Below are 26,096 nucleotides of genomic sequence, written 5' to 3' on the forward strand. Positions count from 1 at the left end.
CACTTGCTACCTGCTTCTTTTTTAATGACGAGCAGTCAAATACGGACGAGACAACACTAGCCCAAGCAGAAAGAGAACAATGGCCACAAATGCAGGCAGTAAATGAATAAAATCCACATAGCCGACGGTAAAATGAACACCAATACCAGCTGCGAAGCCAGGAACGCCGGCGAGGAGTAACGTCCACCAGAGCCAGCTTTCTCCTTTTCTGAATCCCCATAGACTTAGGAGTAATACAGCAATCCCGTCTGAGACAAGGGCTCCACCGAATCCAGCGCGGTCGTGGGCGATGAGGGGGATTAACCGCTCATTGTAAGCTTGGAGTACTTCGGGAGCGGCACAGAGAAAAATCAGATCAGACGGAACGAAAACGCCTGTCACGCCGATGAGAGAAATCATGATACCAGCTGCAGTCAGACCAAAGCCGACGATGACAAACAAGAGCTGTCCCCACAGCGCTTGCCTCCAGTCCCGATCGTTCCGAAGCTGTGCTGGAAGAATGGGAAGATGAATATGGCAAGAGGCACGTAGCGCCAGTAAAAAAGTAGGAAGCAAAAGGATAGCCAGAATAGCGTGTAAATAATCAAAATAACCATAGCCTAAAAACAAAAAGAAACTGGAGAACCCGATTGATCCGGAAATGAGGAGGATCTTCCTAGCAGTGTGTTGTCCGTATCTGAGACCAAATCGAGATAGTTGGTAATAGATGACACCGATCGAGATCATCGTCCCTGCTAGGCTGATTCGATCGTGTGACATAAAAGGAAGCAGTCGATCATTGAGTACCATGAGTTCAGTAACACTCATACCGAGGAACCGCTCGTCGTAAGGGAGCACGACTCTTGTTGCGGCTATGAGCCAAGCTAAGATCCCACCGATCATCATCCCTACACCCAGGATCATTCCCCAAATCCACGCAGGGAATAACAGCTTTTTCGGGTGCTCAAGCTCTAGTCCAGGTGAATCTGCATGAGCTTCCGAGGATGATTGCAAGATCGCTTCGTTGATTCGCTTCGGCAGCCCTGGACCGGAGTAGACAAGGCCGCTATGTAGCTGGACGAGATCAGCACCGGCAGATAGCATGTGCAAAGCGTCTGCAGGTTCGTGTATCCCTCCAGAGCCGATTATGAACGACGCTGGCCAGTGCTCTCTCAACCATTGGACAAATCGTCTACTCTCTTCGTGGGTAGGTGGTCCCGTGAGCCATGTCCGTGAAGCATGATTTTGTAGGATTCGATCGTTGCAGATGCCACCAGCCACCAGGACACCTTCGTACCCTTCTTCCCAAGCAGGCTGAAAAAGCTTCATTGCTTCCGGCTTTCTACAATCCGGAGAAAGAAGAAGGAAGAGGGGACGGTCAGTTGCAGCACGTATCTCCTGTAGGTGCAACCGCCACTCTGTTTCGCTCCATGATAGGGAAGAAAACCATCGTGTATCGATCGAAAAAAAGGAACAGGTATCGGTTAGACTGTTCGCGAGGGATAGAATCTCGTCAGTTGCTTCTCTCCAGGTAACATCAGGTCGACAGGCAAGTCTTGCCCCGATGGGAACAGCGAGTGTGCCCATTGACCGTAATTGTTTCAATAGGCTGTGTATCCCTGGATTTGCCAATTCCTCCATTTCTGGATAGACAATGGTTTGGTCCTGTGTATTTCTCGTCAGCTCTTTGCGTGACAGTATGGGATCGATGGTAACGGGGCCAAGTTCGATGAACCCTACCCCAAAGCGGGAGAGTGCCTTGATAGCAGTCGCATGTGGATCCAGACCCGCACCTAATCCGACAGAGGTAGGAAAAGTAATGCCGGCCACAGAACGGGACAGTTCGTGAGGAGGTTTCATATGGCCCATCAACTCGATGATAAAGGGTCCACCCGGGTATTTTGCAAGCGTACCAATAGCGCTTAATGTTATATCCCTGGCTCGTTCAGGAGACAGGAGAAAGAGTAGGGGACGGAATAAGGTTTGATACGACCAATCTGGCACGGAAACTTCACCCCTAACCTTGATTTTCATGTCTATTTTATCAAAAAGTTCGGACGTCCTACTACGAAGCTATGAATAAAAAAAGCTGCTGCCTTCAGAGAGGCAACAGCTTTCTTGCATGTTACATGTACTCGATTCTTAGCCGGAAATCGCTGTCTGACGCTTCACGACCTTGATAGTTTTGAGCGTCTCATCTTCAGGTCCTTGAACAGGCAGGCCGACGCGAATGTTTTCTTGGATATAAGCAAGATTTTCTTCCGTAATAACTTCACCTGGCAGGAAGATCGGAATACCTGGTGGATAGACCATGATAAATTCCGTGATAACTCTTCCTGCAGCTTCGGCGAATGGAATCGTCTCCGTCTCCGCGTAGAACGCATTGCGAGGGGTGGTCGAAAGCATTGGGATGTTCGGCAATGAAATCGTTGGTTTTTCTTCAGCCTGTACATGAGCAAACTCGACAGACAAGTCGCGCAGAGCGTTCACCAATACTTGAATGGTTTCGTCCGAATCGCCTGCCGTAACAAAGCAGAGGACGTTGTACAAGTCGCTCATTTCCACTTCGATGTTGTACTTATCACGCAGCCAGTTTTCTACTTCCCAGCCAGTGATTCCTAAGTCACGAACATGAATCAGAAGCTTGGTAGGGTCCATGGCAAAGGTAGCAGGTTTTCCGAGAATTTCCCGTCCTACACAGTAAATGCGTGGAATATCATTAATCATGTTTCTTGCTTTTTCAGCCAGCTTCATGGCTTGCTCGGTCAGCAAATGTCCGTTGAGAGCCAGGTGCTGGCGCGCCATGTCGAGCGAGGCCAAAAAAATGTAGGAAGTAGAAGTCGTCGTCAGCATACTCATGACGGTTTTCACACGATCTACATCGACAAGACCTTCGCGCACATTTAAAATGGAGGTTTGTGTCAGGGAGCCACCCAGCTTGTGGACGCTAGTAGCGGCCATGTCCGCGCCTGCTTGCATCGCGGAAATAGGGAGCTCTTCGTGGAAATGGATATGCACGCCATGCGCTTCGTCCACTAATACAGGGATTTCATAATTATGCGCTGTCCGCACGATCTCGCGCAAATCACCAGCAATCCCGAAATAAGTTGGATTAATCACGAGCAGGGCAGCTGCGTCAGGGTGGGCTTCCAGTGCTTTTTGCACGGCTTTCACTGTAATCCCGTGAGATATGCCAAGCCGCTCGTCCATCGACGGATGAATGAAGATCGGGACGGCTCCTGCAAAAATAATCGCAGACATGACAGATTTATGCACGTTCCGTGGAACGATAATCTTGTCGCCAGGACTGCAGGTTGCCATGATCATAGCCATGATCGCACCGCTCGTCCCTTGCACAGAAAAAAATGTATGGTCAGCGCCGAACGCCTCGGCTGCTAAATCCTGCGCTTCTTTGATCATTGCTTTTGGGTGATGCAAGTCATCCAGTGGCGCAATGTTGATGAGGTCTATCGAGAGAGCATTCTCCCCGATGAACTCGCGAAATGCCGGATGCATGCCCATACCCTTTTTATGGCCCGGAATGTGAAATTGAATCGGGTTCCGGTTGGCGTGCTCCAACAACCCGCTGAACAAAGGAGTTTTCATTTGTCTCACTACGATCGCCTCACTTTACAGATAAAGAATTAAAGGGGTAAAAACAAACAAATTGAGTATAGCAAAATAGGGGGGGAAAGCAAGCGAATTTTTATTCATAATCTCAGCGAGCAGCAGGAGTTTTGGCCATAACCCGAGAAGTTTTTTTAAAATGGGGTGATGAGATGAAAACGAGAGTAACAGAATTACTACAGATCAACTATCCGGTCGTTCAAGGTGGATTGGCCTATTTAGCATACGCGGATCTGGCTGCATCAGTGTCAAATGCAGGAGGATTGGGTCAAATTACAGCAATGTCGCTACCATCAGCTGAAGCGCTGCGCGAAGAAATTCGCAAAGTACGTTTGTTAACTGATCGTCCGTTCGGTGTAAACTTTGCGATTGGTCAATACAATCAATCGTACGAACCGTATGTGGATATTGCTATTGAAGAAGGCGTCAAAGTCATTTCGGTTACAGGCGGCAATCCTGAACCACTCATTCGCAAGCTGGACGGACATGACATCAAAAAACTGGTGTTGGTGGCATCCGTGCGACAGGCACAGAAGGCAGAATCCATCGGAGCAGACGCAGTCATGGCGGTTGGTCAAGAGGGCGGCGGACATCTGGGAAGGGACGATATCGGCACATTCGTTTTGATTCCTCGAGTCGTGGATTCTGTGAAGATACCTGTCTTGGCCAGCGGTGGTATAGGCGATGGTCGAGGAATCCTCGCAGCGTTAGCACTTGGAGCAGACGGGGTAGAAATGGGTACACGTTTCATTGCCACCCAAGAATGTGTTCATGCTCATGCCGCTTACAAGGAAGCCCTTCTCAAAGGAACAGAGCACGATACGGCTGTGATCAAGAGAACTCTGGGGGCACCTGCCCGCGTCGTTCGCACGCCAGGCTCCGATCAGATTTTGGCGATGGAAAAAGAAGGCGCAGGATACGAACAATTAAAGTCATGGATTAGTGGCCAAAACAACCGCACCTTTATTTATGAGGGAAACGAACAACAAGGTTTTGGTTGGGCAGGGCAAGTGATTGGCTTGATTCAGGATGTTCCTTTTGTTCAGGAATTGTTTGAACGGATGTTTAAAGATATAGATGCTGCGCTGGAACGCCTTCAAGGCTTCAAGGGGTCGTAGTTACACTTGTCTATTGTTCCCTTGTCGGTCGTAAAAAACAAAAGAACAGGCATACGCTTTTCGAGAGAAAGCGGACCTGTTCTTTTGCATATATAACTTAACAAACATATCAGGAGGCGGTTTATGCACCAGTACGACTGAGATTGTACAGCTTGGTCAATACAGAAAAAGTCTGCTCCAGCCGTGAGAGCAATGCATCTTTATCAGTAAGTACGGGATCGTGACGATCAATGGTGATCCCGCAGAGTAGTTCCGCTTTTTTGACCCCTCCGAGCCTGTCCACCAGCTTTTGGACACCCTCTTTTCCAAGTACTTCCTGCGGTGTGCTTTGGGGTTGTGTATGATCGGGAGACCAATGGTATTCATCCGGAACCAACGAAAGAACCTCATCCAGATGTTCACCCAATGCATGACTGATTTCGCCTTTTGCCGGGGCTTCGTAAATCACTGCATACCAGACAAAAAGATGAGTACCCCACAGACCGATTTGAAAGTGCGGGTGTTTTTTGTATCCACGCTTGTCAGCAGCCCATGCTACCCATGTATCAACGGGGGGATTCACCGTTCTTCGAGCGTGCTTTGCCACATGAAAAAACATCTCAGATCCAGTAGCGACGGAAAGGGCAGGGGCAAAATGCTGACCGAGCGCCTCTAATTTAGGCCGAATGACACCCTTGATCGCTTCCATGCGCTGATCGAGGCCATCAATGTTAAAAACATCAAAATCTTCTTGCTGAAAACCTGTAAACGTCGACATGCAACGAACACCTCTTTATCAAAACATCATCGCGCGCCACTGTAAGAAAAGGGCGAACGTCCCTGTCAAGGGAGCTTGGAATCCTCCATATGATATCATACCACGTAGGAAAAAAATACATGCCGGGATATGAATAGCAAAACCGTCGCCTGAATAATATGATATACCACTCACTCCCTTACAACGCAAATGTTGTCTGAGTATTCTGTTAATGGGAGGGGCCTTGATGAGTCTCGGCATTGAGTTGGAGTATTTCAATCTGGCTGTCTGGTTTGATCGTAAGACGTTACACGCGATGGTGCAGGCCCTTGTGGAAGAAGGGGTGAGCGTCACGTGGAAAGAATCTCCCGAGCAGTTTCACCTCCTCGTGAACACCACAGACGGAAAATCTGACTGGAAAATGCAGCGGTTGAATGGTTCTTACAAGCTGCAGTTAGCAGGTATTCCCGTTTCAGATTCACGGGTGGCCAATGTTCTATACCACTTTGTGGAGAAAGCAAATGGGCATGCCATCATCAGAATTCAGTTAGAAGACCGTGTTCTGATGAAACACATCCGGTACGGTGAAGCCGTCAGAATAGTGGAAATAAAAGGAGCTGAGAAAAAAGTGATCTACGAAAAATCTTGCAATGTGACGATGGATCAGGTGATTGCCGCACTGAAACGACGTGATTCTGAAGAACGCATTCCTGTACTGCGCCTGGAGCTGGATTATGAGCTTGCCACTTTGTACGATGCGTTGAAAGCAGAAGACAAAGGACAGGTGAAACAATCCAAGGAACGCTTGAAACAGCTCCGCCGGGAAATGCTGCTCTTGGAAGCGTAAGGTAGACTGGAGGATAATCAACGGACGATGAGCTCGACACATAGGAATAGGGAATAAAAAAGCGGCATCTCGACAAACGAGGGTGTCGCTTTTTTTGGCTCCATTTTGTACTCCCTCCGCCTTCCATGGGTCTAGGCAGGGAGAAACGTGTTAGCAATTCGTGAATTTCGGCAGACTATGTTTGAATGACTGGCGATCCGGCGTTACAATAGAAAAGGATTTTGGCACCCTATGCACCAGAAAGGAAGAAAACGTTTCATGGAACCATTCCTATCACAAGTCCCAAATGCAGGGATCCTGCTCCTGGCCGTCATCGCTCTGAATGTCGTGTTGTTGGTTGTATGTATAATGCAATCCGTACGAGTGAGTCGGATGCGTAAATCAATCAACAGGCTCATGACCGGAGTAGGCGGAGCGAATCTCGAGGAAGGGATGCATCGGCTGCTGGATCATGTAGACGAAGTGAAAAAGATGAACAGTGATCAGCAATTCGTGATCAATCGGCTGTCACAGAGAATTGCTTCGCAGTGTGGGAACGTGGCTGTCATCCGGTACAATGCTTTTGGAGATGTTGGGAGCGATCTCAGTTTCTCGATCGCGATCCTCGATGAAGCTCAAAATGGCGTTGTGATTACAAGTATTTTTGGACGTGAAGAATCGCGTGTGTACGCAAAACCATTGGAGGGGGGCAGCTCGTCGTACTCGTTATCTGACGAAGAACAAGCTGTCATAAAAAAAGCAATGAATCCACCAGTGGGAGCGTAAACCTTTTCGTATTTCTCAGAAATGGTAAGCATATGTATGAATCAGAGAGTTCTTTTCGTTTCTCAGCGGCTGAACGCAAATAATCAGCTTTTTTGCGAAAATTCATCACCTTTTTAGTCAAGACTTTTCAAACCGCCTGTTGTATAATAAGAGAAGTCAAGGATGGTTTTTTTTCGTAAATACAAAAAGTAGGTGATCCGCCTTCATTACCCAAATCGATTTTCGATTCGCGGGGCAAGGCCAGGTTCTACAGCGTTCCTTCGTTGACACTTAGCGTAACTCCTTATATTCGGATGATTGTTCGGTCGAACTATGGCCCATGCAAACCAAAAGAATTGAGGAGATATTATGGCACAGCGTTTAGCGACTAACTACGCCAAGGCCTATTTTACGGTGAATGAAGAAGAGCTGAACCAATTCGTCTCGCTCTTCACCAATGAACACATTTCAGTCGATGTCAAAGTTTGTGACAATGGCGACCGGGACGTTATTCTGACAGATAACAGCGGGGAAATTCAACTGAGTTTCGCGCGATCTGGCAATCGTTTTTCGTGCGACAGTTCGTATCTCATCCGGGATCGACAGTTGGCGAATGTTATGAGAAAAGCGATGAAAACGTTTCGTGGCTATGGAATTGTCCATCGGATTTATGATGGCTTTACAGTCGTATACCATTACGACCAAGGCTCAGTCGTGAGTATTCATGAACTGTCCGGTGACGAGGAAATGTCCATCTTTGAAAATACCTCGCCGAGCGTGGCCAATGAGTTGGAGTCTTTGTTCCAACAAGATGGCAGCGAGCGAGAGATTGAGTCCCTATATCAAGAGACGGACCGATGGCTGGATCTGCGAAATTGGGCAAGAAGTAATGCCCCGGAAAAGCTTACAGCGATTGATAGCCGATTAGCCGACTTGTCGAAACGTCTGTTTGAACTGGAAGTTTAATAATTGAATAATAACCAAGAAATGGGTGCGCATGCGCTCATTTTTTTATTTCCTGTATTTTTCCCAAAAAAGGTATTGTCAAATTAGGCAGAAGCATGGTATTGTTGTTTTCGTTGGAAACAGGATTAGGAACCAGGATTCACTTTAAAGGGTGGATAACAAGAGGGAAACCGCCCCCGTTAGTGAATGACGCAGGTCCTAGCGATGTTTAACATTACACTTGCTAGGAAGGGGGAACCGAAAGATGGAATACTCGACTTTCGGAAGACACGTTGCTGTTGACACATGGGGAGTTCAGTTTGACTTGTTGAACGACGCAGAATTTTTGAAAAAAGAAATGATTGAAGCTGCTGAGGCATGCGGTGCTACGGTACTAAGCGTGCAAGCTAAGCAGTTTTCTCCTCAAGGTGCTACCGTTCTGGTTCTTCTCTCGGAAAGCCACCTGTCCATTCATACGTATCCTGAGCGTGGATTCGCGGCTTTGGATTGCTACACGTGCGGTGAGACGGTTGATCCGCAAGTTGCTATCGATTACTTGGTATCCGTGCTGAAGCCGGAGAAAACCTACGCGAAGAAACTCGTTCGCGGTACAGGTGAACTGCAAGTAGTTGAGCCTGAAATGAAAGCGGCTGAATTGGTAAGCAAGTAACAAATGTAAGTATTCAAGAGGTGCGGATTGAAGTCCGCACCTCTTTTACGTGAGAGTGTTGGAAATGGTTAGCTATCTGTGAAAGGGAGCTGTTACCGTACGGCCCAAGTCTTTGAGCAAGATACCAAAGTCATTTACGGTATTGCTCACATTGTGGGCAACGTTGCTTGGAACATTATGCACATTGTTCGTACGATTTTGTGCTTCATTATAGATCGCATCGTTAATGCCGCGAATACGCGTAAACATGGCAGGTTCAGAAGTCACGCGAATGTTCATACTGGGAGAGACAGCTCTTGCTGCGGAGTGAACCTGTTGTTCGATGACTTTTGCTTGTTCAGGAGCCAAGTTTTGGCGAATGCGAATACCAATAACAGCATCTTGTCCGTTTACGACAACCGTAGCTCGCTCGACCCCAGGAACATCATCCGCGACTCGGGTGAGTTGTTCGGCGATGTTTTGGTTAAAGCCATTCGTGGTGTAGCCGTTGCGGTAATGAAAAGCATTCGTTCCCTGCGTGTAGGCTTTGTGATCGTGAGCGATGCTGCTCCGCGTTTCAGCAGGCTTTTGGTTCGCGATGTTTTGTGTGTGAGGAGCATTTTTCTGTCCAGCACTAGAGCTTGCACAACCAGTCAAAGACGACAGAGCGAGAAGGCCTGCGATAGCGAATGACCATTTTTTATTCATGGGGAGCCCACCTCCATTCCTTAGTATGACGAAAAGAACGTACCCTACTCAGGAAGGGATTTCCGTAAAAAACTCCCCATTGTGCCGAGTTTCACGAACTGCTAATATGGAAGGTATGCATAACAGAGGAGGTTCACATGAAGCGTCTTGACATACGCAACATCGCCATTATTGCCCACGTTGACCATGGTAAAACGACATTGGTTGACAAACTTTTGATTCAATCGGGCACATTCCGTAGTAACCAGCAGGTAGAGGAGAGAATGATGGACTCCAATGACCTGGAGCGGGAGCGCGGAATTACGATCCTGGCAAAAACAACGTCCGTCAAATACAATGAGTTTACGATCAACATTTTGGATACCCCTGGCCACGCCGACTTCGGTGGTGAGGTTGAACGGATCATGAGCATGGTAGACGGTGTTCTTTTGATCGTGGACGCATTCGAGGGCTGTATGCCTCAAACGCGCTTTGTTTTGAAAAAAGCGCTGGAAGCAAAAGTAACTCCGATTGTCGTCGTGAACAAAGTAGACCGCGACAATGCTCGTCCTCAGGAAGTGATCAATGAAGTCTACGACCTGTTCATTGACTTGGATGCAACAGAAGATCAGTTGGACTTCCCTATCGTATACGCTTCTGGTTTGCAAGGAATCGCCGGTATGGAACCAGACAAGCTCGAAGGGGACCTGCGTCCGCTGTTTGATACAATCATCGAGCACATGCCTGCACCAGATGCAGACGAAAACGCTCCATTGCAAATGCAAGTGACCATGCTCGATTATAACGACTTCTTGGGTCGTATCGGGATTGGACGCATTTACCGTGGTACGATGAACGTGAACGACATGGTATCCGTGACGACACGCGAAGGCGTATTGAAAAAAATGCGCATCCAAAAGCTGTTCGGTTTCTCTGGTTTGCAACGTGTGGAGCAAAAAACAGCGAAAGCGGGAGATATCGTCGCGATTGCCGGTTTGGATGACATCAACGTTGGGGAGACTGTCTGCGATGTCGATCGTCCAGATCCATTGCCTTTCCTGAAAATTGATGAGCCAACTCTGCAAATGACGTTCCTCGTGAACAACAGCCCGTTTGCTGGTCGCGAAGGTAAGCATGTAACTTCCCGTAAGCTGCGTGATCGTTTGATGTCTGAGTTGGAGACAGATGTATCTCTTCGTGTTGATGAAACGGATTCTCCAGATGCTTTCGTTGTATCTGGACGCGGTGAATTGCATCTGTCCATTCTGGTGGAAAACATGCGTCGTGAAGGCTTTGAGCTGGGTGTTTCCAAACCAGAAGTTATCGTTCGTATGATTGACGGTCAAAAAATGGAGCCGGCTGAGATGTTGGTGATTGACGTACCAGAAGAGTACACAGGTCCCGTAATGGAGACGCTTGGCCAACGTAAGGCTGAGATGGTTAACATGGTTAACAACGGATTTGGACAGGTTCGTCTGGAATTCATCATTCCATCCCGTGGATTGATTGGCTACCGTACCGAGTTCATGACCATTACCCGTGGTTATGGAATCCTGAACCATTCCTTTGATAGCTATCGTCCTCTGGTCCAAGGTCCAGTAGGCGGGCGTCACGCAGGGGTACTGATTTCTCATGAAACAGGTACTGCTACCACCTATGGCCTGATGTCCGTAGAAGACCGTGGTATCATGTTCATCCAAGCGGGTACCGAAGTATATGAAGGTATGATTGTTGGCGAACATAACCGCGACAATGACCTGACTGTAAACGTATGTAAAGAAAAGCATGCGACCAACGTTCGTTCCGCAACGAAAGACGAGACGGTTAAAATGAAGACCCCTCGCATCTTGACGCTGGAAGAGGCACTGGAGTATTTGAACGATGATGAGCTGTGCGAAGTAACTCCTCAATCTGTTCGCCTCCGTAAAAAGTACCTGAACAAATCGGATCGCGAGCGTTATGAAAAACAAAGACGTTGGGAAGCACAACCACAAGCATAAACAACGAAAAGAGTCGTTCCTCTGCAAAGATGGAACGGCTTTTTTGTTATGTCGCAAAACCATTTTTTTGTGCAACACCGTAAATGTTTTTCTTTTCAGGTTAGTAAAAAACCCCCGCAGTCATGTGCGAGGGATTGGAACAAATGAGATTAGGCTTTCAGAAGAGATTCGATGTCGGTGGTCAATTCTTCGGGTTGGACACGTGCCCCAATTCGCTTGGCGACTTGTCCTTGTTTGTTGACCAGAAACTTGGCAAAGTTCCATTCGATTTCTTCGCCGTTACCTTCTGGGGCTTGAGATTTCAAATATTGATACAAGGGGTGCGCAGTAGGACCGTTAACATCCACCTTTGCAAAGAGCGGGAAGGTAACGCCATAATTCAGATCGCAGAATTGAGCAATTTCTTCTTCACTCCCAGGTTCTTGACCCGCAAACTGGTTGCACGGAAATCCTAATACAACCAACCCTTGATCCTGGTAACGCTCATACAGTTCCTGCAAGCCTTTATACTGAGGTGTCAGCCCGCATTTGCTGGCAGTATTGACGATCAAGAGTACGTGACCTTTGTAAGCGGCAAGAGTTTGTTCTTCACCCGAAATCGTTTTTACAGAAATGTCGTAGACACTCATCGTTCTCCCACCTTTTTCTAATTTCATGCTTTCATCATAGCACGGAGGTCCGTATACAAGCTAGCAAACGGAGTGCAAGAGGTTGACAGAATATCAAGTTTTGACAGGAAATACGCCACCTGATAAAGTTAAATGGATAGATTTTGGTACAAGAGTGAACCAACAGCAGGCAGGTAAAAAGAAAATGAAATACGCCGGGGAGAGCGTTCACCTCCACGGCTTGCACGTGATACCAAGAAGTCGCGTGCGAAACAGGAGGAATTATCATCATGGATTGGATTCAATTAGCTTCAACCTATGTTCCCGCCAACCCGGACCAATTGTCTGCTTTTGACAGCTTCCGGATGTGGGCCGATCACAATCGAGCGTGGATTTTATTCGTTCAACTGGTTTTGGTCTACTATCTTGGTTTTGCTACCCGTATTCGCATGCCTATTCTCAAGACGATTTTATTGTACATACTGTTGTTTGCTGGAGCGTTGATTTTTGCCATTCTGGATGTTCAGCTACCTGTAAAGAGTGCCATGTTGGTCGCGATTTCGATTCTTGTCATCGTGAAGCTGAGAATAAAACCAGAGCAGACCCAAAGAAAGTGAGGGTTCCCTAGTGAAGCGTGAAGACGCCCTCTTTAACTGGATACAGATTCAAGTGGTAGCAGATGCACGACCCCACGATCATTCCGCACAGGAGACAGCGTCATTTTTTTCAGAACTTTTACGAGAAGACCACCAAATGAGTGGACTCGGTTATCGTCAGGAAGGTCCTTGGTATATTGCCTACGGTCAAGTATCCGGAGAGGAATGGCATGGTCGATATGGTGCCGAAGCAGTAGAGTCGTTACTGCAAGCCATCGAAAGTGAACCAAAATATAATGGATAAAGAAAAAGGCTCATCCATCTCCCGATTTCCTTCGGGCTACTGGATGAGTTTTTTCTATGACTTGCGAATTTTCTAGGTAAAAAGACGTGGTTTTTTCTCTGTATGCAACCTATCCGCAAGAAATGTCGTCAGTAACTGTGCCCTAGTCAACAGGGGATGATTGGCAATGAAGAAGGGGGAACTAGTATGAAAAAAATATGGACGAAAAAGCCTGTACTAGCCGTAGTGGCTGCAGCAAGTATTATTGGAGGACTTACACCGATTTTCGCAAATGCCAGTTCATTTGGATCACCGAGTGCAACGAAAGTGGTCATGAACGAGGAAGGCAAGCAAGTCACCCGCTATAATTTGAAAGAGTTGGCCAAAAATGATCCAGAAACATTGAACATGCTGCTCAAGACACAAGCAGATCATCTGTACATCATCGTGGATGAGATTAAGCTAAACACGAAATTGCAATCATATATGGAAGAGAACAAGGAAGAGTGGGAACGGATCTACAACCAATACTACAGTGACATCTGGCTGGAAGTCCGATTCACGGATGAAAACGAAGAAATTGTGAGTGTGAGCGCTCAAACGAAAAGCAAAAAGGTGTACATTAAAGGAATTGTAACCGAGGACGTTACGAAAATCGTCGTGAAGAAGCCAAATGGGGATAATATCGAAGTGATTCCTACGAGTGAGCATTCCTTTACAGTGAGCTTTGGGTCTTTGGATGTAGCAACTGATCAATATGTAACGGTGAATGCTTATGCAGGCAGCACGTTAGTGGACAGCGAGAAAGTGAAAGTCATTCCGCAAGCCGAAGAAGAAGCCGACATGATTATACATAACTTGGCTGTTCTTGATGCGAAAAAAGGTGAACTGAAAGTCAAAGGCATCGTCAAGCTGGATGTAGACAAAGTGACAGTGTCGTACAACGGTGTAAAAGGCGAGGCAAAAGTGAAAAAGCTGTGGGATGGTGTAGGGAGCTTCAGCATCACACTGAAAGACGTCAAGGTAACGACAGGTAAGGCAACGATCGAGGTATATGAGGACGGACAAAAACAGGACTCTGACTCAATCGAGGTAGAAGTTATTAACACACCTGCGAAAGAAGAGGCGAAAACGTACGCCATTTCGGGTACAGCGGCATTTGATCCGAAAACAAAAAGCATTCAGCTGAAAGGAAACGTTGTCGGCTGGACCAAGAATGGCAATGTAAAGCTGATCGTAACCACTCTGGATGGCAAAAAGCAAGAAGTGAAGCCAAATGACAAAGGGGAATATACCCTGAAGCTGTCATTGAAAAAAGGCTCTATTAAACAACCAGTTATTCGTCTCGAGCTGTATGTAGGTGACAAGCTGGTGAAACAGTCTGACATTGATACGCCTATTACCAAGATCATCGAAGAGATCGACCACAAGAATAACGATGACAAAGACGGCGATAAAGACAAAAAGGATAAAGACAAAAAAGATAAAGAAAAGCATGAGCCAAAAGGCAATGCTTATGGCTATTGGAAAAAACAGGGGGAGTGGAATCAACACGGCCACGATGATGACCGTGATGATGACCACGATCACGACGATCACGACGATCACGATGATCACGATGATCACAATGATCACGACGATCACGACGACAAGTAAGGTCGTTACGGTTGCTTGTACGCCTGGACGTAATTTACGAGATCTTTTATGTAGTCTCCGATGATCGGAATCGATAAAAATTGAGTCAAGAGCGAACCAAGCAACGCTAATACGATAGCTGTACCAATCGTCAAACCCAGACCCCGGGCAAGACCTGCGAGGAAATTAATCCAGAGCAGCTTGCGCGGGGCAGTGTAATTTTGAAGAATATCTGCTAAGCGAATATCTTCAAGGAACATGGCGATCTTGTCCATACGTTCATTAAGTTTGCGGACTTCCTGGATGTCTTTCATCAATTGCTCCATCTGTGTAAGCAAACGGTCAGTGGGCGACATCGACAAACCTCCTCTTCGGGATCAAGTTTATCTCTATTACCCAGTGTAGGGAAAAAAGAAAAGAGAAGCAAGGAACCAGAAACGTTTGCCTATCCCTTTACCGGGGGGTACAATATACGTACAAAACGTACTCAAGGAGGCATCGGAATGGCAGAAACCGTTTCCCAATCGCTGTCTGAAGAATTGTTTGGGCTTTTGCAGAAAGAGCGTTTTGTTACCCTGGGGACGATTGATCACGAATCTGGTTCCCCTTCATTAAGTTCCTTGTCATGGACGTATGCGTCTTCGGTCGATTCGATCCGTTTTGCAGTGGACAATCGGTCGCGGATCTTGACGAATATTGCAAAGGAACCGCAGGTCGTTTTGCATCTGATTGGAGCAGGTTCGTCTTTCGCGATCAACGGACGTGCTACATTAAAAACGGAGCGGCTGGAAGGGGTTCCCTTGAAGCTTGCGATGGTAGAAATTACCATTGAGGCTGTGAGAGATATCATGTTCTACGGATCTCGCATTTCTGTAGAGCCGCAATACGAAAAGACTTACGATAAGAATGCAGCAGCCAAGCTGGACAATCAAGTGATGGAAGCCTTGAGAAACACTAATTAGGACAGCTATATGCCAGGTGGAAAATCTTGTTGACAAGTAAGCGATCCATCCGTTAGTATTAGGATCAATCAAATTGAATAGCAATCTTCTTATCCAGAGAGGCGGAGGGACTGGCCCGATGATGCCCGGCAACCAATCACCTGTACGAGTTAATGTACAGGGAGATAATGGTGCTAATTCCTGCAGAGTTATCAAACTCTGAAAGATGAGAAGGTCTTGCTTACGGCGACGTAATCAAAGCCTTCTTTCAGAGGAAAGGGGGCTTTTTTTCATGCCCCTCGCACACTATTGGAGGGAGAGAAATCACATGCATTTGGAGACGAAACTCGTTCAGGCAGGCGTAGGGAAAGACGAAAAGACGGGGGCGGTCAATTTTCCCGTATACTACTCAACAGCCTATCGCCATCCTACTTTGGGAGAAAGCACAGGATTTGATTACGCGCGTACAGCGAATCCCACACGTTCGATTTTAGAGGACACGATCGCGAACGCGGAATCGGGTGACGGAGGATTTGCCTGTGCATCTGGCATGGCTGCAATTCATACCGTCATGGGCTTGTTTTCCCAAGGAGATCATTTGATCGTCTCCCTAGACTTGTACGGAGGAACATATCGACTTTTCGAGCAAGTGCTGTCCCGGTATGGACTCACATTCAGCTATGTCGATTTGCGTGATCTGGAATCGTTGGAGAAGGCCGTGAAACCACAGACAAAAGCCGTTTTCGTGGAGACTCCGACCAATCCGCTCATCCAGATTACAGATATACAGGAAGTCGCGCAGCTGGCAAAGCGACATGGGCTGCTGACGATTGTAGACAATACGTTCATGACCCCTTATTGTCAACGCCCACTAGAGTTGGGAGCGGATATTGTCTTGCACAGTGCGACGAAGTATTTGGGCGGACATAATGACGTGCTTGCCGGTCTGATCGTGGCAAAAGGGCAAGAGTTATCGGAAAAAATCGGGTTTTTGCATAATTCAATCGGTGCGGTATTGGGTCCGCAAGACAGCTGGCTGCTCTTGCGCGGGATGAAAACATTAGCGCTACGCATGGAACGTCATCAGACGAATGCGTTTGCCGTCGCAAACAAACTACGTGAACATCCGGCAGTGACAGAAGTCTTTTATCCTGGGTTGCCAGAGCACCCTGGTCATGATATCCAACAAAAGCAATCCAGCGGGTTTAGCGGTATGGTTTCCTTCCGTGTCCGTTCGGCCGATCAAGTAAAGCCTTTCCTGAAAAACTTGCGCATTGTTTCGTTTGCTGAAAGCTTGGGTGGTGTTGAGTCGTTGTGTACATACCCGGCGACGCAGACGCACGCAGATATCCCGATTGAAATTCGGGAGTATGTGGGGGTATGTGACCGATTGCTCCGACTCTCCGTAGGCATTGAGCATCCGGATGACCTGATTGCCGATTTGTGCGAGGCATTGGATGCAAGTCTGGCTGTAGGAGGGAGCGTACGATGAATTTTGCGACTAGAGTGCTGCATGGTACATCGTGCTTTGATCCGGTCACTGGCGCGTCGTCGGTACCCATTTATCAGGCTTCCACCTTTCATCAGGCAGATCTGGATCGTCCAGGTACGTTTGATTACGCCAGATCAGGCAATCCCACTCGCCAAGCCTTGGAGGACGCCATCGCAGGTCTGGAGGGTGGCGAACGAGGTTTTGCTTTTGCTTCGGGCATGGCTGCGATTTCCAGCGTGTTTATGCTGTTTTCTGCTGGCGACCATGTGATCGTAGCGGAAGATGTGTACGGAGGGACGTTCCGCTTTTTGACCAAAGTGTTGTCGCGGATGGGGATCACCGTGACGTTTGTAGACGCTACTCAGACGGAAGAAGTGAGAGCAGCAATCAAGTCCACCACCAAAGGGATTTATCTGGAGACGCCATCCAATCCTACTCTTAAGGTCACGGATCTCGCTGCTGTTTGTCGGATTGGAAAAGAGCATGATTTGCTGGTTATCGTGGACAATACGTTTTTGACACCGTACTACCAGCGTCCTTTGGAGTTGGGTGCCGATATCGTGATCCATAGTGCAACAAAGTTTATTGGTGGACACAGTGACGTAGTGGCGGGGTTGGCGGTTACGCGAGACGCAGCATTAGGAGAGCAGCTCTACTTTATTCAAAACGGGATGGGAGCCATCCTGGGAGTGCAAGACTGCTGGCTGGTAATGCGTGGCCTGAAGACACTAAAGGCAAGGTTGGACGTAAGCACAAGGACAGCAGATAAAATCGCCCACTGGCTGGATGCGCACCCTGCTGTCAGCCGTGTCTATTACACTGGTTTGGCTGATCACCCTGGACACGTCACCCAGGAAGCGCAAGCGAGTGGCCATGGTGCGGTCATTTCCTTTGATGTGGGGAGTCGGGAACGAGCCAAAGCGCTGTTTGACCGAGTACAGCTGCCGATCGTCGCAGTAAGCCTCGGAGCTGTTGAAACGATCCTCTCCTATCCAGCAACGATGTCACATGCGTCTATGCCGGCATCTGAAAGAGAAGTGCGCGGGATTACGGACGGTCTGATTCGTCTATCGGCAGGGTTGGAAGATGTCGATGATTTGATTCAAGACTTGCAACAGGCATTGGACGCTTTGCCACCACTTGAGGTAGCGTTCCAACAAACAAAAGAGGCATTCTCCCGGGTGTAGTTCCTGGGCGAATGCCTTTTTCTTTATTTTACGACTGTCCCTTGTTATGGTGCACCAGTCCGGTTGACGTTGATCTTCTCATTTCCACGTGGAACAGAGCCGTTGCTCTTATTGATTCGCTGCTCATTTTCACGAGATGGGGTTTCTTCCTTCTGGCGTACATCGCGTGGCAATTGCGGAATGATCCGTCCCACGATATCCGCTAGTTCTTGAGCAAATCCGGAAACCGGGTGGCCTCTGCGAATATCAGCAGTCATCTCTCTTAGACGCTGCACAATATCAGCGTCAGCAGTAACGACGGCAGTTGCCCCCTGTGGGTCTTCCTTTAATGCTTCGGCAACTGTGTATTTGATGACTCCCACTTCAGGGCGATCCAGAGTGGCATCGACGTCAATACCTACCACCGCGTATTTGCCGATCACGACGGCAGTCGCTCCATTTACCTTTTTCACGCGAGTCGCCAATTGGACGAGACGATCCGCTGTCGCTTGTGAAGATTGATTATAGGTAGGCTGGGGAGCAGTTTGCTGAACACTTTGCGTATGAGGGGCTTGTTGATTGGGCTGTGGCGCAGCCTGATTGGCCGGCGGTTTATTACCTGACATGCATGCAGTGAGCAATAAGCAAATACCGAGGTATCCGATAGCTGTCCGTTTCACAGGCATTCTCCCTTTCCCAGCAGTTACGAGTATTTTGTCCTGCGAGCTTGTTTTCATTCTGGGAAAGGTCCGTCTATCTGTGTCTAGCTCAACATAGACTGTAGTACATCACGTCGCCGCACCAGAGCATCCTTCCAAAAAATGCATAGGGTATATAAGAAGGGTAATAGGAGGCGAGATTTTGAAGAAAATCTACGTACTGGACACCAACGTACTCCTGCAAGATCCACGGGCGATGTTTTCCTTCGCCGACAACGAAATTGTCATACCCGCAGTGGTGTTGGAAGAAATTGATTCCAAAAAGCGGTACATGGATGAAATTGGTCGCAATGCTCGGTACGTATCGCGACTATTTGACAGCTTCCGAGAGCTGGGGCATTTGCATACCGGAATCACGTTGGAAACGGGTGGTTTGTTCCGGGTGGAGCTGAATCATTCTTCGCTGCATCAATTGCAGAAGCAATTTACGGAAATGACAAATGACAACCGAATTTTGGCTGTCGCCCTCAACTTGCAAGAAGAAGAAAATTTGTCACAGCAGCCTCGACCAGTCATTCTGGTCAGTAAAGATGCCCTGATGCGTGTGAAAGCAGATGCGCTGAATCTGACAGCCGAAGACTTTCTTTCAGATCGCGTGGTTGGTGAATACTCCAGCATATACACGGGCTATCAAAAAATGATGGTCGCCTCTGAAATCATCAAGTCGTACTACGCGACTCGGAAGCTGCACTTGGCCTCCTGTTTTCCTAAGTACCGATTTTACCCTCATCAGTTTCTGGTGTTAAAAGATGAGATCAATCCGTCGATATCTGCGATCGGAAAGGTAGATCCCGATGGAAAAACATTAGAGATGCTCATATCGGATGATGACCCGATGTGGGGGATACGGGCTCGGAACGTTCAGCAACGGATGGCGACAGAATTATTGCTTCGCGACGATATCCCGCTGGTCACCATGACTGGCAAAGCCGGAACGGGAAAAACCCTGCTGGCACTTGCAGCAGGACTTTTACAAATTGAAGATCAACAGAAATACAAAAAGTTATTGGTGGCGAGACCTATTGTTCCATTAGGAAAAGACATCGGCTATTTGCCCGGCGAAAAGGAAGAAAAGCTGAGGCCGTGGATGCAGCCGATTTACGATAATCTGGAATATTTGTTCAACACAAAACGGCCTGGAGATTTGGACAAAATATTGGCCGGCATGGGGAGCTTGCAGGTGGAGGCCTTGACGTATATTCGTGGACGTTCCATTCCCGGTCAATTTATCATCATCGATGAAGCACAGAATCTCACCAAGCACGAAGTAAAAACGATCTTGACCCGCGTCGGGGACGGATCAAAAATCGTACTCATGGGTGATCCGGAGCAAATTGACCATCCCTATTTGGACGAGAGCAATAACGGTTTGACGTATGTAGTGGAGCTGTTCAAGGATCAAAAGCTAGCGGGGCATATCAAATTGGAAAAAGGGGAGCGAAGTGTGCTCGCGCAGCTTGCGGCAGATATTTTATAAAGCAGTGTATATCGTGGGGAGTAGCGGAACATAATAATGTTTGTCGAGCCCGATGATTCATGGTAAGACGGCGCAAAGCCTTGCAGGAGGCGAAGATCCGTGGATAATCATGATCAAGCAGTCGGCGAAAGTCGGATTGGTGGAACCCAGATTCTTTAGGTAAAGCAAACTCTATCATGGAGGTTGAAGTGCCAAAGAGAATAATCGGTAAAACCCCATAAGCAAATTGGGCTCGACAACGACCGCTTCCTTCTTGGAAGCGGTTTTCACGTTGCATAAGAAAAAGCCCGGTGCAGAACCCGGGCCTTTCTCTTTATTTATGGCATTACTTTGCAGCAGAGATGGTTTTGTTCAATGTAGCAAATGCATTCATATGCATGCCTTCATGGAACAAAGAAAAAGCGAACAGTTCGCCAAAGGTGTTCATGGTCCCTTTTTTTCCGAGTTGGAACGGCTGAGGGAGTTTTTCGTCAAAACGATCACCAAACGTTTCTTTGATGCGAGCTTTTTGCTCTTCCAATTGTGCAGCGAGCGTGGCCAGCGAAGGAACGTCCCCTTCCCAGTTTGCAGGATTGGTTCCCGCAGCAAACAGGGCTAGGTAGTTTGCTGGCAAGTGAGGACAGCTTGGGCCGTACATAAAGAAGTCCTGCGTGACCAGAATGTGACCCAGATTCCAACGGATGTTATTGTTTAAACCTGCGGGGATGATGTCTGCTACCTCTTCAGATGTGCTGTTCAATGCGCCAAGTGTGAGGCTGCGTACCAGGTCGTACGAATCCAAGATGTAAGAACTGTTTGACATAGAAATGACCCCTTTCTGGAAAACGGTGGTATGAGTCCATGTTACCTTAAAAATGGGCAAAGGAAAACGGTCTCAGTGATGTTTATTTTGCAAGTTGTCCGCATTCCTCCATACAAATAGGTAAAGGGGGGAATCGTATGGTCAATTTGGATTCATCTATTGCTTTTCTTATTTATGTCACAGCGGTTTCCAGTGCAGCAGCGGGCGTGACAGAGGCGTGCAAATCCGTGATACCGTTTCTGTCCACTGACTATGAACCGAAGGAAGATTGCTGGGAGGATCATAACCAAGCGGCTAGACTCAATCATTACAAACGTTTTTTTAACCTGCTGATTTCAGTAGTTGCCGCAGGGGTTATTTTTGGAGTGATGGGCTTGGACCCCGCGCTCATCCTCACAGGGGCGGAAGTTGTTTACGTAGAGCACTCCTGGGAGCTGGGGACATGGCTATGGGGGATTGTTGCCGTCTTTGGCTCTCCGTTTTTTGCTTCCGTACTAAAAATCGTAGAAGGGTTCAAGCAAACGGTTAACAACAACCAGCCTCCGAACCGCCCGCGCAGAAAAGTGACAGGACCTCGGGAATAGGCTGCTGCTTGCTCCTTGCCAGCGGGTACGGTAAGATAGCGATGTACAAACCGGCTGGAAAAGGTGGGCGCCATGAATCACACAAGATATTTCCGAATTGTTGCTATTTTTTTGCTGACGGTCATCGTGCTGCAGGCTTGCTCTTCGAATGGTTTTGATGCTGAGAATAAAAAAGAGTACGGCATCAACGGCGTTTATGTAGGACAAAACATCAAGGAAGCGATCGACATCCTTGGGCCAACCAAGGCAGATTTCATGGACATGGTCTCCAGGCAGTCTTACACCGTGGATCAGATGTCCGCCGGTGCGGGTGAAGCGGTTATGGGAATGCTACTTCTTGACCGGACACAGCTCATTCTCAAAGTCAAGGCTGGGAAGCTGCAATCCATCATGTTGGGTGGAGTCGCACAGGAAGATGCCCAGAAGTTTAAAACAATGCGAGGGTTGTCTATGTACGACTCGGCAGAACAACTGAAGAAGCTGTACGGTGAAGGAACAGGGGACAAAGAGATTACATACCAAGGCAGCCACTCTAAGGCGAGCTTTGGCATTGTAGACAATAAAGTAGCCTGGATGCGTTTTGACAGTATGTAAAGCATAAAAACAAAAAAGGAAGTGAGTTCGATGGGTGAACGCACTTCCTTTTTTGTATTTTCGTAAAGATTAATCTCGATGAAGCAATAAGAGTGAAATTTCTAAAGTGGAGTAATGTTATTCGCTGCGATAAATCCACTGTAACGAAAGCTGGTAGGCACGTGCGATGCCTTCTGCGAGGTCTGTAAGTGCGCTGTCGATAATGAAAACAGGTGAAGCTTCAGGGATGAGACCGAGCAAATGTTCACGCAGCTGTTCCTGGGCTGCCCAGCGATCCTTTTCATTTCCTGTAGAATCTGAAAAAGTGAACAATGCGACACGGTCTGCGTACAAATAATGATGACTGTTTTGACTGATGAACCCTACGTCATCGAGTGCCTCGATCTGAGTGGTAGCGGGAAGCAGCAGGAGTGTAAACACATCGCCAAGCATATTCGGCTTGGTCAGCACTGCTTTGAGCTTGTCACGTTCCTCCTCGCCCTCTACAATGAAAAGCAGTTTGTCACGGTCAAAGACATTGACATGATCTCCAATTTTATGTATGACTTGAGCATAGAAGCCTGGCAATTTGCCATCGGGCACTTGAATTTCTACGCCGTACATATGGCGCATATCTTTCACCTCGCATCTTTGCGTTCTGTACCATCGTACCAAAAAATCAAGGAGGTTCCTATGAGCGACCAACAACTCTCCATTCAATCGTTTCCACTTGGAGGTTTTCAAACCAATGCCTATGTGTTGACGAATACTGCCACAGGCGAAACGATTGTCATTGATCCAGGCATGCAACCAGAAGTCCTGCTACAGGCGATTCAAAACAAAAAGGTGGTAGCCATTCTTTTGACACATGCACACCTGGACCATATTGGTGGATTGAACGATGTACGGGCATTGACCAAGGCACCTGTGTACATACATCCACTCGAACAAGAATGGCTGGCTAATCCGGATCTGAACGGTTCCAGTCGTTGGAATCTCCCCCAACCCATTGTATGTGAACGGGCCGAGTACGAACTGGCGGATGGACAAACACTGGAGATCGCAGGATTTTCGATTCAGGTACTGCATACCCCAGGACATTCACCAGGTAGCTGTTCGTTTGTGATTGGCAGACACTGCTTTGGCGGGGATGTTCTGTTCGCTCAGAGCATCGGACGTACAGATTTACCCGGCGGTGACTATGAGACGCTGATGATTAGTATTCAAGATAAATTGTTCGAACTCGAAGATGATACGATTGTCTACCCAGGACATGGCCCGAAAACGACGATTGACTCGGAGAAGACCTATAACCCATTCGTGACGGGGTTGTTACGGTAGGATGATTTTGACGGGTTTCTGACCCGATATTTGGAGGATTTTAGGTAAAGGCGGCGAATTGGGAAGGGTCACAAGGAAAAAGGAGAAGGAATCATGAAAGAAAAATGGTGTCGTTGGGTCGTGATCCTTGCCATTGGCTGCATGAGTATCACGGGGTGTGTCCCGCCTGCCGCCAATCAAGAAAACCCCTCCACCGCTCCTGCCGATACGGCGTCCCCGCCCATTCCTGCCACGCCTACTGAAGAAAAGCCAGAGCAGACATCGGAAGCGAAAACCAATGAGGAATCCCCTGTCCCTGAACAAACGACGTCGCGCTTTCCAGAGCAGCGCCTCTCACTCATGGCGGTTGGGGATATTATGATGCACCAAGAGCAGTTGGATGCGGCGTGGAATTCAGCAACGAAGAAGTATGATTTTCACCCGTTCTTTACGAATGTAGTGCCTCTGTTCCAAGAGGCTGATTGGGTGATCGGCAATTTAGAGACGACGATGAGTGGCAGTGCTACCGGTTACTCGGGATATCCCATGTTCAATTCTCCAGCAGAGCTCGGTCATACGCTAAAGGATGTCGGTTTTACAGCCGTCTCCACAGCGAACAATCATTCTCTGGATCGGAAAGAGACAGGTATCTTGCAAACGATCAAACATCTCGACGAGGCAGGATTGCTGCATACAGGGACTTTTACCAGTCCAGAAGAGCGTGATGAGCCACTTCTACTGAGAAAGGACGGATTTACGCTCGCGTTGCTGTCGTATACGTACGGCACGAACGGGATCCCTATTCCTGAAGGCAAACCGTACATGATCAATCTGATTGATCCGGAGTTAATCAAAAAGGACGTCGCCCGTGCGCGTGAAAAGGGGGCAGATCTGGTAGCGGTAGCCTTGCACTTCGGTGTGGAATACCAGCGACTGCCAAACGAAGCGCAAAAGAAGACAGCAGAGCAGTGCATTCAGTTCGGAGCAGACCTGATTCTGGGGGCTCACCCTCACGTGGTCCAGCCGTATGAATGGAAAACAGTCACTATGGAGGATGGAAGAGAGCATAAAGGCTTGATTACCTACTCGTTGGGGAATTTCATTTCAGCGCAACGATGGGATTACAAAGACGTCGGGGCAATCCTCAAGCTGACGCTGCATAAAGGGGAGTCAGGTGTGGCCAGTATCGAGAGTGCAGAGATGATTCCTACCTACGTACACTTCTTTCGCAAATCAGGCAAACGAAATTATGTGATTTATCCGGTTCCTCAAACCTTGGCCAAGCTACAAAAGGGCGAAAAGTATCCGACTCTTACCAAAGACGCGATTGCCTACATGAAGCGTCTGGAAAATGAAATGCCTGTTCATGTAAACACGGTTGTTTCCACGAAAAAAGCCAGCTGAAAGAGCTGGCCTTATTTCTTTCCAAACCCGAATGGCATATTTAATCGCAGATGAAGCTTGAGTTCCTTGTTTTGCATCGTGATGCCTTCTACCTGAATGTTTGGGGAAATGAGTTCGGGATAGAAGCCGAGATCGTACATTTTCTCCATTTCCTCTACCGTTGATTGCGGTAAAGCGAACCCGTCGAAATACAGCTCAGCAATGTGAAACTTGAGTTGGACGGGGGATACGAGTTCGTATGTGCCGACGAGTCGTAGCTGCATGTGATCGTAAGTACCTTCGACAATCAGTTTATTGTCTTCAAAGGAAAAATGAGACTGCTTGAACAATTCGTCTTTGTTCATGAGAAACTGATTAAATTCGTCCTGCTTGATCGTCAGTGTGTGAGAAAAAAGACCGTCCGACTGAATGCGATCGGGCGTAGCCAGCTCAGGAACTTGCACCATTACATCAGCAAGCAAACCGAAAAACGTCTGGAATGCAGGCAGCCCTCGTTTTTGCCAATCCGCAATGAGATGGTCCATGAGAGCTTCGACGGTAGTGGGGTCGTCCAGCTTTTGTACGTTTTTCTCTTTTTCCTCTTGAATGGCAAGCATTTCAGCTAACTGCGCTTCGTACTTCTTGCGCAAATCTTTTAGCTGGACGAGGCGATTATGTTCGTCTTGTTGCATGGCTACCAGTTTGGTCCGTTCCGTTTGATAGGATTCTAAACGCTGCATATCTCGATCGTACAAGATCTGAATAAAATCAAACATTAAGAGGAACTCATTAAAATTTTCTGCATTTAGCAGCAGTGTCAGAAGATTGGCTCGCTCTCCGGTATAGTATGCTCTCGCCACTTCTCCTGCATGACGATGCATGGCTTCGATGACCAGCTTTTGACGTTTCAGATCAAGCTCGAGTTGAGCGATATCCCCTTGTGTCCGTGTTTCCTCTGCCTTGATCAGGGTGAGAGTACGTTCCAATTCTTTTTGAGTAAAATGCTGCTGCAAGATCAGCTGCTCCAAAGAAACGGGCTTCTCTTCCTCGGCGAATACCGTCAGCGGACATACAAGAAGGAACAGGATGAGCAGGAATTTGCGCATGATTTCACCTTTTGTTTCGTGATGGGAAGCGGTGTACCAGCTGTCGCACCTTTTCTCTCCACATTGTATGACTTCTTTT

General features: G+C 47.8%; 27 protein-coding genes and 1 riboswitch. Of the genes, 17 read left to right on the top strand and 10 right to left on the bottom strand.

Annotated elements, in window-relative coordinates; translation table 11 throughout:
• Positions 1 to 21 precede the first annotated feature (21 nt).
• Together AN963_RS21785 and AN963_RS21790 are read right to left on the bottom strand one after the other, a co-directional pair.
• Positions 22 to 1,983: a dihydroorotate dehydrogenase gene (locus AN963_RS21785; RefSeq protein WP_055746656.1), complete on the bottom strand. Its 1,962-nt coding sequence runs from the start codon at positions 1,981 to 1,983 to the stop codon at positions 22 to 24.
• A 138-nt stretch (positions 1,984 to 2,121) separates the two neighbouring features.
• A complete protein-coding gene (locus AN963_RS21790; RefSeq protein ID WP_055746657.1) occupies positions 2,122 to 3,594 on the bottom strand; it encodes an aminotransferase class I/II-fold pyridoxal phosphate-dependent enzyme in 1,473 nt (490 codons plus the stop codon).
• Between the two features lie 164 nt (positions 3,595 to 3,758).
• On the opposite strand from AN963_RS21790, the gene AN963_RS21795 reads away from it, so the two are divergent.
• Positions 3,759 to 4,724 (top strand): NAD(P)H-dependent flavin oxidoreductase, encoded by a 966-nt coding sequence (locus AN963_RS21795; RefSeq protein WP_055746658.1) that lies wholly within the window; start codon positions 3,759 to 3,761, stop codon positions 4,722 to 4,724.
• Positions 4,725 to 4,845: 121 nt separating this feature from the next.
• On the opposite strand, the gene AN963_RS21800 is transcribed toward AN963_RS21795, so the two are convergent.
• Positions 4,846 to 5,481, bottom strand: coding sequence for a YktB family protein (locus tag AN963_RS21800; protein WP_055746659.1), 636 nt, complete (start codon positions 5,479 to 5,481; stop codon positions 4,846 to 4,848).
• A 226-nt stretch (positions 5,482 to 5,707) separates the two neighbouring features.
• On the opposite strand from AN963_RS21800, the gene AN963_RS21805 reads away from it, so the two are divergent.
• The 4 genes from AN963_RS21805 (at position 5,708) to speD (ending at position 8,666) form a co-directional block, all read left to right on the top strand.
• Positions 5,708 to 6,307, top strand: a complete 600-nt coding sequence (locus AN963_RS21805; protein WP_055746660.1) for a hypothetical protein — start codon at positions 5,708 to 5,710, stop codon at positions 6,305 to 6,307.
• Between the two features lie 258 nt (positions 6,308 to 6,565).
• Positions 6,566 to 7,072 (top strand): DUF4446 family protein, encoded by a 507-nt coding sequence (locus tag AN963_RS21810; RefSeq protein ID WP_055746661.1) that lies wholly within the window; start codon positions 6,566 to 6,568, stop codon positions 7,070 to 7,072.
• A 348-nt stretch (positions 7,073 to 7,420) separates the two neighbouring features.
• Positions 7,421 to 8,017, top strand: a complete 597-nt coding sequence (locus AN963_RS21815) for a hypothetical protein (protein ID WP_055746662.1) — start codon at positions 7,421 to 7,423, stop codon at positions 8,015 to 8,017.
• 244 nt (positions 8,018 to 8,261) lie between these two features.
• Positions 8,262 to 8,666, top strand: coding sequence for an adenosylmethionine decarboxylase (speD, locus tag AN963_RS21820; RefSeq protein WP_055746663.1), 405 nt, complete (start codon positions 8,262 to 8,264; stop codon positions 8,664 to 8,666).
• A gap of 72 nt (positions 8,667 to 8,738) precedes the next feature.
• On the opposite strand, the gene AN963_RS21825 is transcribed toward speD, so the two are convergent.
• Complete coding sequence (locus tag AN963_RS21825) at positions 8,739 to 9,353, bottom strand: YhcN/YlaJ family sporulation lipoprotein (RefSeq protein WP_055746664.1); 615 nt, start codon at positions 9,351 to 9,353, stop codon at positions 8,739 to 8,741.
• A gap of 137 nt (positions 9,354 to 9,490) precedes the next feature.
• On the opposite strand from AN963_RS21825, the gene typA reads away from it, so the two are divergent.
• Positions 9,491 to 11,332, top strand: a complete 1,842-nt coding sequence (typA, locus tag AN963_RS21830) for a translational GTPase TypA (RefSeq protein WP_055746665.1) — start codon at positions 9,491 to 9,493, stop codon at positions 11,330 to 11,332.
• A gap of 149 nt (positions 11,333 to 11,481) precedes the next feature.
• Here typA and AN963_RS21835 read toward each other — a convergent pair whose 3' ends face one another.
• Positions 11,482 to 11,961: a glutathione peroxidase gene (locus tag AN963_RS21835; RefSeq protein WP_055746666.1), complete on the bottom strand. Its 480-nt coding sequence runs from the start codon at positions 11,959 to 11,961 to the stop codon at positions 11,482 to 11,484.
• A gap of 269 nt (positions 11,962 to 12,230) precedes the next feature.
• On the opposite strand from AN963_RS21835, the gene AN963_RS21840 reads away from it, so the two are divergent.
• The 3 genes from AN963_RS21840 to AN963_RS21850 all read left to right on the top strand — a co-directional run bounded on the left by AN963_RS21840 (position 12,231) and on the right by AN963_RS21850 (position 14,475).
• Complete coding sequence (locus tag AN963_RS21840; RefSeq protein ID WP_055746667.1) at positions 12,231 to 12,557, top strand: YlaH-like family protein; 327 nt, start codon at positions 12,231 to 12,233, stop codon at positions 12,555 to 12,557.
• A 10-nt stretch (positions 12,558 to 12,567) separates the two neighbouring features.
• On the top strand, positions 12,568 to 12,840 hold the full coding sequence (locus tag AN963_RS21845) for a hypothetical protein (RefSeq protein ID WP_055746668.1): 273 nt from the start codon (positions 12,568 to 12,570) through the stop codon (positions 12,838 to 12,840).
• Positions 12,841 to 13,026: 186 nt separating this feature from the next.
• Positions 13,027 to 14,475, top strand: a complete 1,449-nt coding sequence (locus tag AN963_RS21850) for a hypothetical protein (protein WP_055746669.1) — start codon at positions 13,027 to 13,029, stop codon at positions 14,473 to 14,475.
• 5 nt (positions 14,476 to 14,480) lie between these two features.
• On the opposite strand, the gene AN963_RS21855 is transcribed toward AN963_RS21850, so the two are convergent.
• The gene (locus tag AN963_RS21855) at positions 14,481 to 14,810 is read right to left on the bottom strand and encodes a DUF5665 domain-containing protein (RefSeq protein ID WP_055746670.1); all 330 of its coding nucleotides are present in this window, start codon (positions 14,808 to 14,810) and stop codon (positions 14,481 to 14,483) included.
• A 147-nt stretch (positions 14,811 to 14,957) separates the two neighbouring features.
• On the opposite strand from AN963_RS21855, the gene AN963_RS21860 reads away from it, so the two are divergent.
• The 3 genes from AN963_RS21860 (at position 14,958) to AN963_RS21870 (ending at position 18,074) form a co-directional block, all read left to right on the top strand.
• Positions 14,958 to 15,416 carry a pyridoxamine 5'-phosphate oxidase family protein gene (locus tag AN963_RS21860; protein ID WP_055746671.1) on the top strand — a complete coding sequence of 153 codons (459 nt, stop codon included), beginning with the start codon at positions 14,958 to 14,960 and terminating at the stop codon, positions 15,414 to 15,416.
• An 86-nt stretch (positions 15,417 to 15,502) separates the two neighbouring features.
• Positions 15,503 to 15,628: riboswitch (SAM riboswitch) on the top strand.
• A gap of 95 nt (positions 15,629 to 15,723) precedes the next feature.
• Positions 15,724 to 16,887 (top strand): aminotransferase class I/II-fold pyridoxal phosphate-dependent enzyme, encoded by a 1,164-nt coding sequence (locus AN963_RS21865; protein WP_055746672.1) that lies wholly within the window; start codon positions 15,724 to 15,726, stop codon positions 16,885 to 16,887.
• Positions 16,884 to 18,074, top strand: coding sequence for a trans-sulfuration enzyme family protein (locus AN963_RS21870; RefSeq protein WP_055746673.1), 1,191 nt, complete (start codon positions 16,884 to 16,886; stop codon positions 18,072 to 18,074). The genes AN963_RS21865 and AN963_RS21870 overlap by 4 nt, the downstream gene beginning before the upstream one ends.
• A gap of 44 nt (positions 18,075 to 18,118) precedes the next feature.
• Here AN963_RS21870 and AN963_RS21875 read toward each other — a convergent pair whose 3' ends face one another.
• The gene (locus AN963_RS21875; protein ID WP_055746674.1) at positions 18,119 to 18,739 is read right to left on the bottom strand and encodes a YhcN/YlaJ family sporulation lipoprotein; all 621 of its coding nucleotides are present in this window, start codon (positions 18,737 to 18,739) and stop codon (positions 18,119 to 18,121) included.
• 175 nt (positions 18,740 to 18,914) lie between these two features.
• On the opposite strand from AN963_RS21875, the gene AN963_RS21880 reads away from it, so the two are divergent.
• Positions 18,915 to 20,249: a PhoH family protein gene (locus AN963_RS21880; RefSeq protein WP_055746675.1), complete on the top strand. Its 1,335-nt coding sequence runs from the start codon at positions 18,915 to 18,917 to the stop codon at positions 20,247 to 20,249.
• A 325-nt stretch (positions 20,250 to 20,574) separates the two neighbouring features.
• Here the strand turns inward: AN963_RS21880 and AN963_RS21885 are convergent, their stop codons facing one another.
• Entirely contained in the window at positions 20,575 to 21,051 is a 477-nt protein-coding gene (locus tag AN963_RS21885; protein ID WP_055746676.1) for a DinB family protein, read from the bottom strand.
• 137 nt (positions 21,052 to 21,188) lie between these two features.
• Between AN963_RS21885 and AN963_RS21890 the strand changes: the two genes are divergently transcribed.
• Together AN963_RS21890 and AN963_RS21895 are read left to right on the top strand one after the other, a co-directional pair.
• Entirely contained in the window at positions 21,189 to 21,635 is a 447-nt protein-coding gene (locus tag AN963_RS21890) for a hypothetical protein (protein ID WP_055746677.1), read from the top strand.
• A gap of 72 nt (positions 21,636 to 21,707) precedes the next feature.
• Positions 21,708 to 22,229, top strand: coding sequence for a hypothetical protein (locus AN963_RS21895; RefSeq protein ID WP_055746678.1), 522 nt, complete (start codon positions 21,708 to 21,710; stop codon positions 22,227 to 22,229).
• A gap of 117 nt (positions 22,230 to 22,346) precedes the next feature.
• On the opposite strand, the gene AN963_RS21900 is transcribed toward AN963_RS21895, so the two are convergent.
• Positions 22,347 to 22,841, bottom strand: coding sequence for a hypothetical protein (locus tag AN963_RS21900; protein ID WP_055746679.1), 495 nt, complete (start codon positions 22,839 to 22,841; stop codon positions 22,347 to 22,349).
• A gap of 60 nt (positions 22,842 to 22,901) precedes the next feature.
• Here AN963_RS21900 and AN963_RS21905 point away from each other — a divergent pair, with 60 nt between their 5' ends.
• Positions 22,902 to 23,549 (top strand): MBL fold metallo-hydrolase, encoded by a 648-nt coding sequence (locus AN963_RS21905; protein WP_055746680.1) that lies wholly within the window; start codon positions 22,902 to 22,904, stop codon positions 23,547 to 23,549.
• A 93-nt stretch (positions 23,550 to 23,642) separates the two neighbouring features.
• Positions 23,643 to 24,932 carry a CapA family protein gene (locus AN963_RS21910; protein ID WP_055746681.1) on the top strand — a complete coding sequence of 430 codons (1,290 nt, stop codon included), beginning with the start codon at positions 23,643 to 23,645 and terminating at the stop codon, positions 24,930 to 24,932.
• 11 nt (positions 24,933 to 24,943) lie between these two features.
• Here AN963_RS21910 and AN963_RS21915 read toward each other — a convergent pair whose 3' ends face one another.
• Positions 24,944 to 26,017 (bottom strand): coiled-coil domain-containing protein, encoded by a 1,074-nt coding sequence (locus tag AN963_RS21915; protein ID WP_055746682.1) that lies wholly within the window; start codon positions 26,015 to 26,017, stop codon positions 24,944 to 24,946.
• Between the last annotated feature and the right edge of the window lie 79 nt (positions 26,018 to 26,096).

The organism is Brevibacillus choshinensis, from assembly GCF_001420695.1.
Classification (GTDB): Bacteria; Bacillota; Bacilli; order Brevibacillales; family Brevibacillaceae; genus Brevibacillus; species Brevibacillus choshinensis.

What these genes read in the sequence shown, in the direction of transcription:
- AN963_RS21810 (WP_055746661.1), top strand. Translation starts at nt 6,566, where the DNA reads ATGGAACCATTCCTATCACAAGTCCCAAATGCAGGGATCCTGCTCCTG.
- AN963_RS21815 (WP_055746662.1), top strand. Translation starts at nt 7,421, where the DNA reads ATGGCACAGCGTTTAGCGACTAACTACGCCAAGGCCTATTTTACGGTG.
- AN963_RS21905 (WP_055746680.1), top strand. Translation starts at nt 22,902, where the DNA reads ATGAGCGACCAACAACTCTCCATTCAATCGTTTCCACTTGGAGGTTTT.
- AN963_RS21910 (WP_055746681.1), top strand. Translation starts at nt 23,643, where the DNA reads ATGAAAGAAAAATGGTGTCGTTGGGTCGTGATCCTTGCCATTGGCTGC.
- AN963_RS21885 (WP_055746676.1), bottom strand. Translation starts at nt 21,051, where the DNA reads ATGTCAAACAGTTCTTACATCTTGGATTCGTACGACCTGGTACGCAGC.
- AN963_RS21850 (WP_055746669.1), top strand. Translation starts at nt 13,027, where the DNA reads ATGAAAAAAATATGGACGAAAAAGCCTGTACTAGCCGTAGTGGCTGCA.
- AN963_RS21805 (WP_055746660.1), top strand. Translation starts at nt 5,708, where the DNA reads ATGAGTCTCGGCATTGAGTTGGAGTATTTCAATCTGGCTGTCTGGTTT.
- AN963_RS21915 (WP_055746682.1), bottom strand. Translation starts at nt 26,017, where the DNA reads ATGCGCAAATTCCTGCTCATCCTGTTCCTTCTTGTATGTCCGCTGACG.
- AN963_RS21890 (WP_055746677.1), top strand. Translation starts at nt 21,189, where the DNA reads ATGGTCAATTTGGATTCATCTATTGCTTTTCTTATTTATGTCACAGCG.
- typA (WP_055746665.1), top strand. Translation starts at nt 9,491, where the DNA reads ATGAAGCGTCTTGACATACGCAACATCGCCATTATTGCCCACGTTGAC.
- AN963_RS21865 (WP_055746672.1), top strand. Translation starts at nt 15,724, where the DNA reads ATGCATTTGGAGACGAAACTCGTTCAGGCAGGCGTAGGGAAAGACGAA.
- AN963_RS21835 (WP_055746666.1), bottom strand. Translation starts at nt 11,961, where the DNA reads ATGAGTGTCTACGACATTTCTGTAAAAACGATTTCGGGTGAAGAACAA.
- AN963_RS21895 (WP_055746678.1), top strand. Translation starts at nt 21,708, where the DNA reads ATGAATCACACAAGATATTTCCGAATTGTTGCTATTTTTTTGCTGACG.
- AN963_RS21860 (WP_055746671.1), top strand. Translation starts at nt 14,958, where the DNA reads ATGGCAGAAACCGTTTCCCAATCGCTGTCTGAAGAATTGTTTGGGCTT.
- AN963_RS21870 (WP_055746673.1), top strand. Translation starts at nt 16,884, where the DNA reads ATGAATTTTGCGACTAGAGTGCTGCATGGTACATCGTGCTTTGATCCG.
- speD (WP_055746663.1), top strand. Translation starts at nt 8,262, where the DNA reads ATGGAATACTCGACTTTCGGAAGACACGTTGCTGTTGACACATGGGGA.
- AN963_RS21855 (WP_055746670.1), bottom strand. Translation starts at nt 14,810, where the DNA reads ATGTCGCCCACTGACCGTTTGCTTACACAGATGGAGCAATTGATGAAA.
- AN963_RS21900 (WP_055746679.1), bottom strand. Translation starts at nt 22,841, where the DNA reads ATGCGCCATATGTACGGCGTAGAAATTCAAGTGCCCGATGGCAAATTG.
- AN963_RS21840 (WP_055746667.1), top strand. Translation starts at nt 12,231, where the DNA reads ATGGATTGGATTCAATTAGCTTCAACCTATGTTCCCGCCAACCCGGAC.
- AN963_RS21825 (WP_055746664.1), bottom strand. Translation starts at nt 9,353, where the DNA reads ATGAATAAAAAATGGTCATTCGCTATCGCAGGCCTTCTCGCTCTGTCG.
- AN963_RS21795 (WP_055746658.1), top strand. Translation starts at nt 3,759, where the DNA reads ATGAAAACGAGAGTAACAGAATTACTACAGATCAACTATCCGGTCGTT.
- AN963_RS21875 (WP_055746674.1), bottom strand. Translation starts at nt 18,739, where the DNA reads ATGCCTGTGAAACGGACAGCTATCGGATACCTCGGTATTTGCTTATTG.
- AN963_RS21800 (WP_055746659.1), bottom strand. Translation starts at nt 5,481, where the DNA reads ATGTCGACGTTTACAGGTTTTCAGCAAGAAGATTTTGATGTTTTTAAC.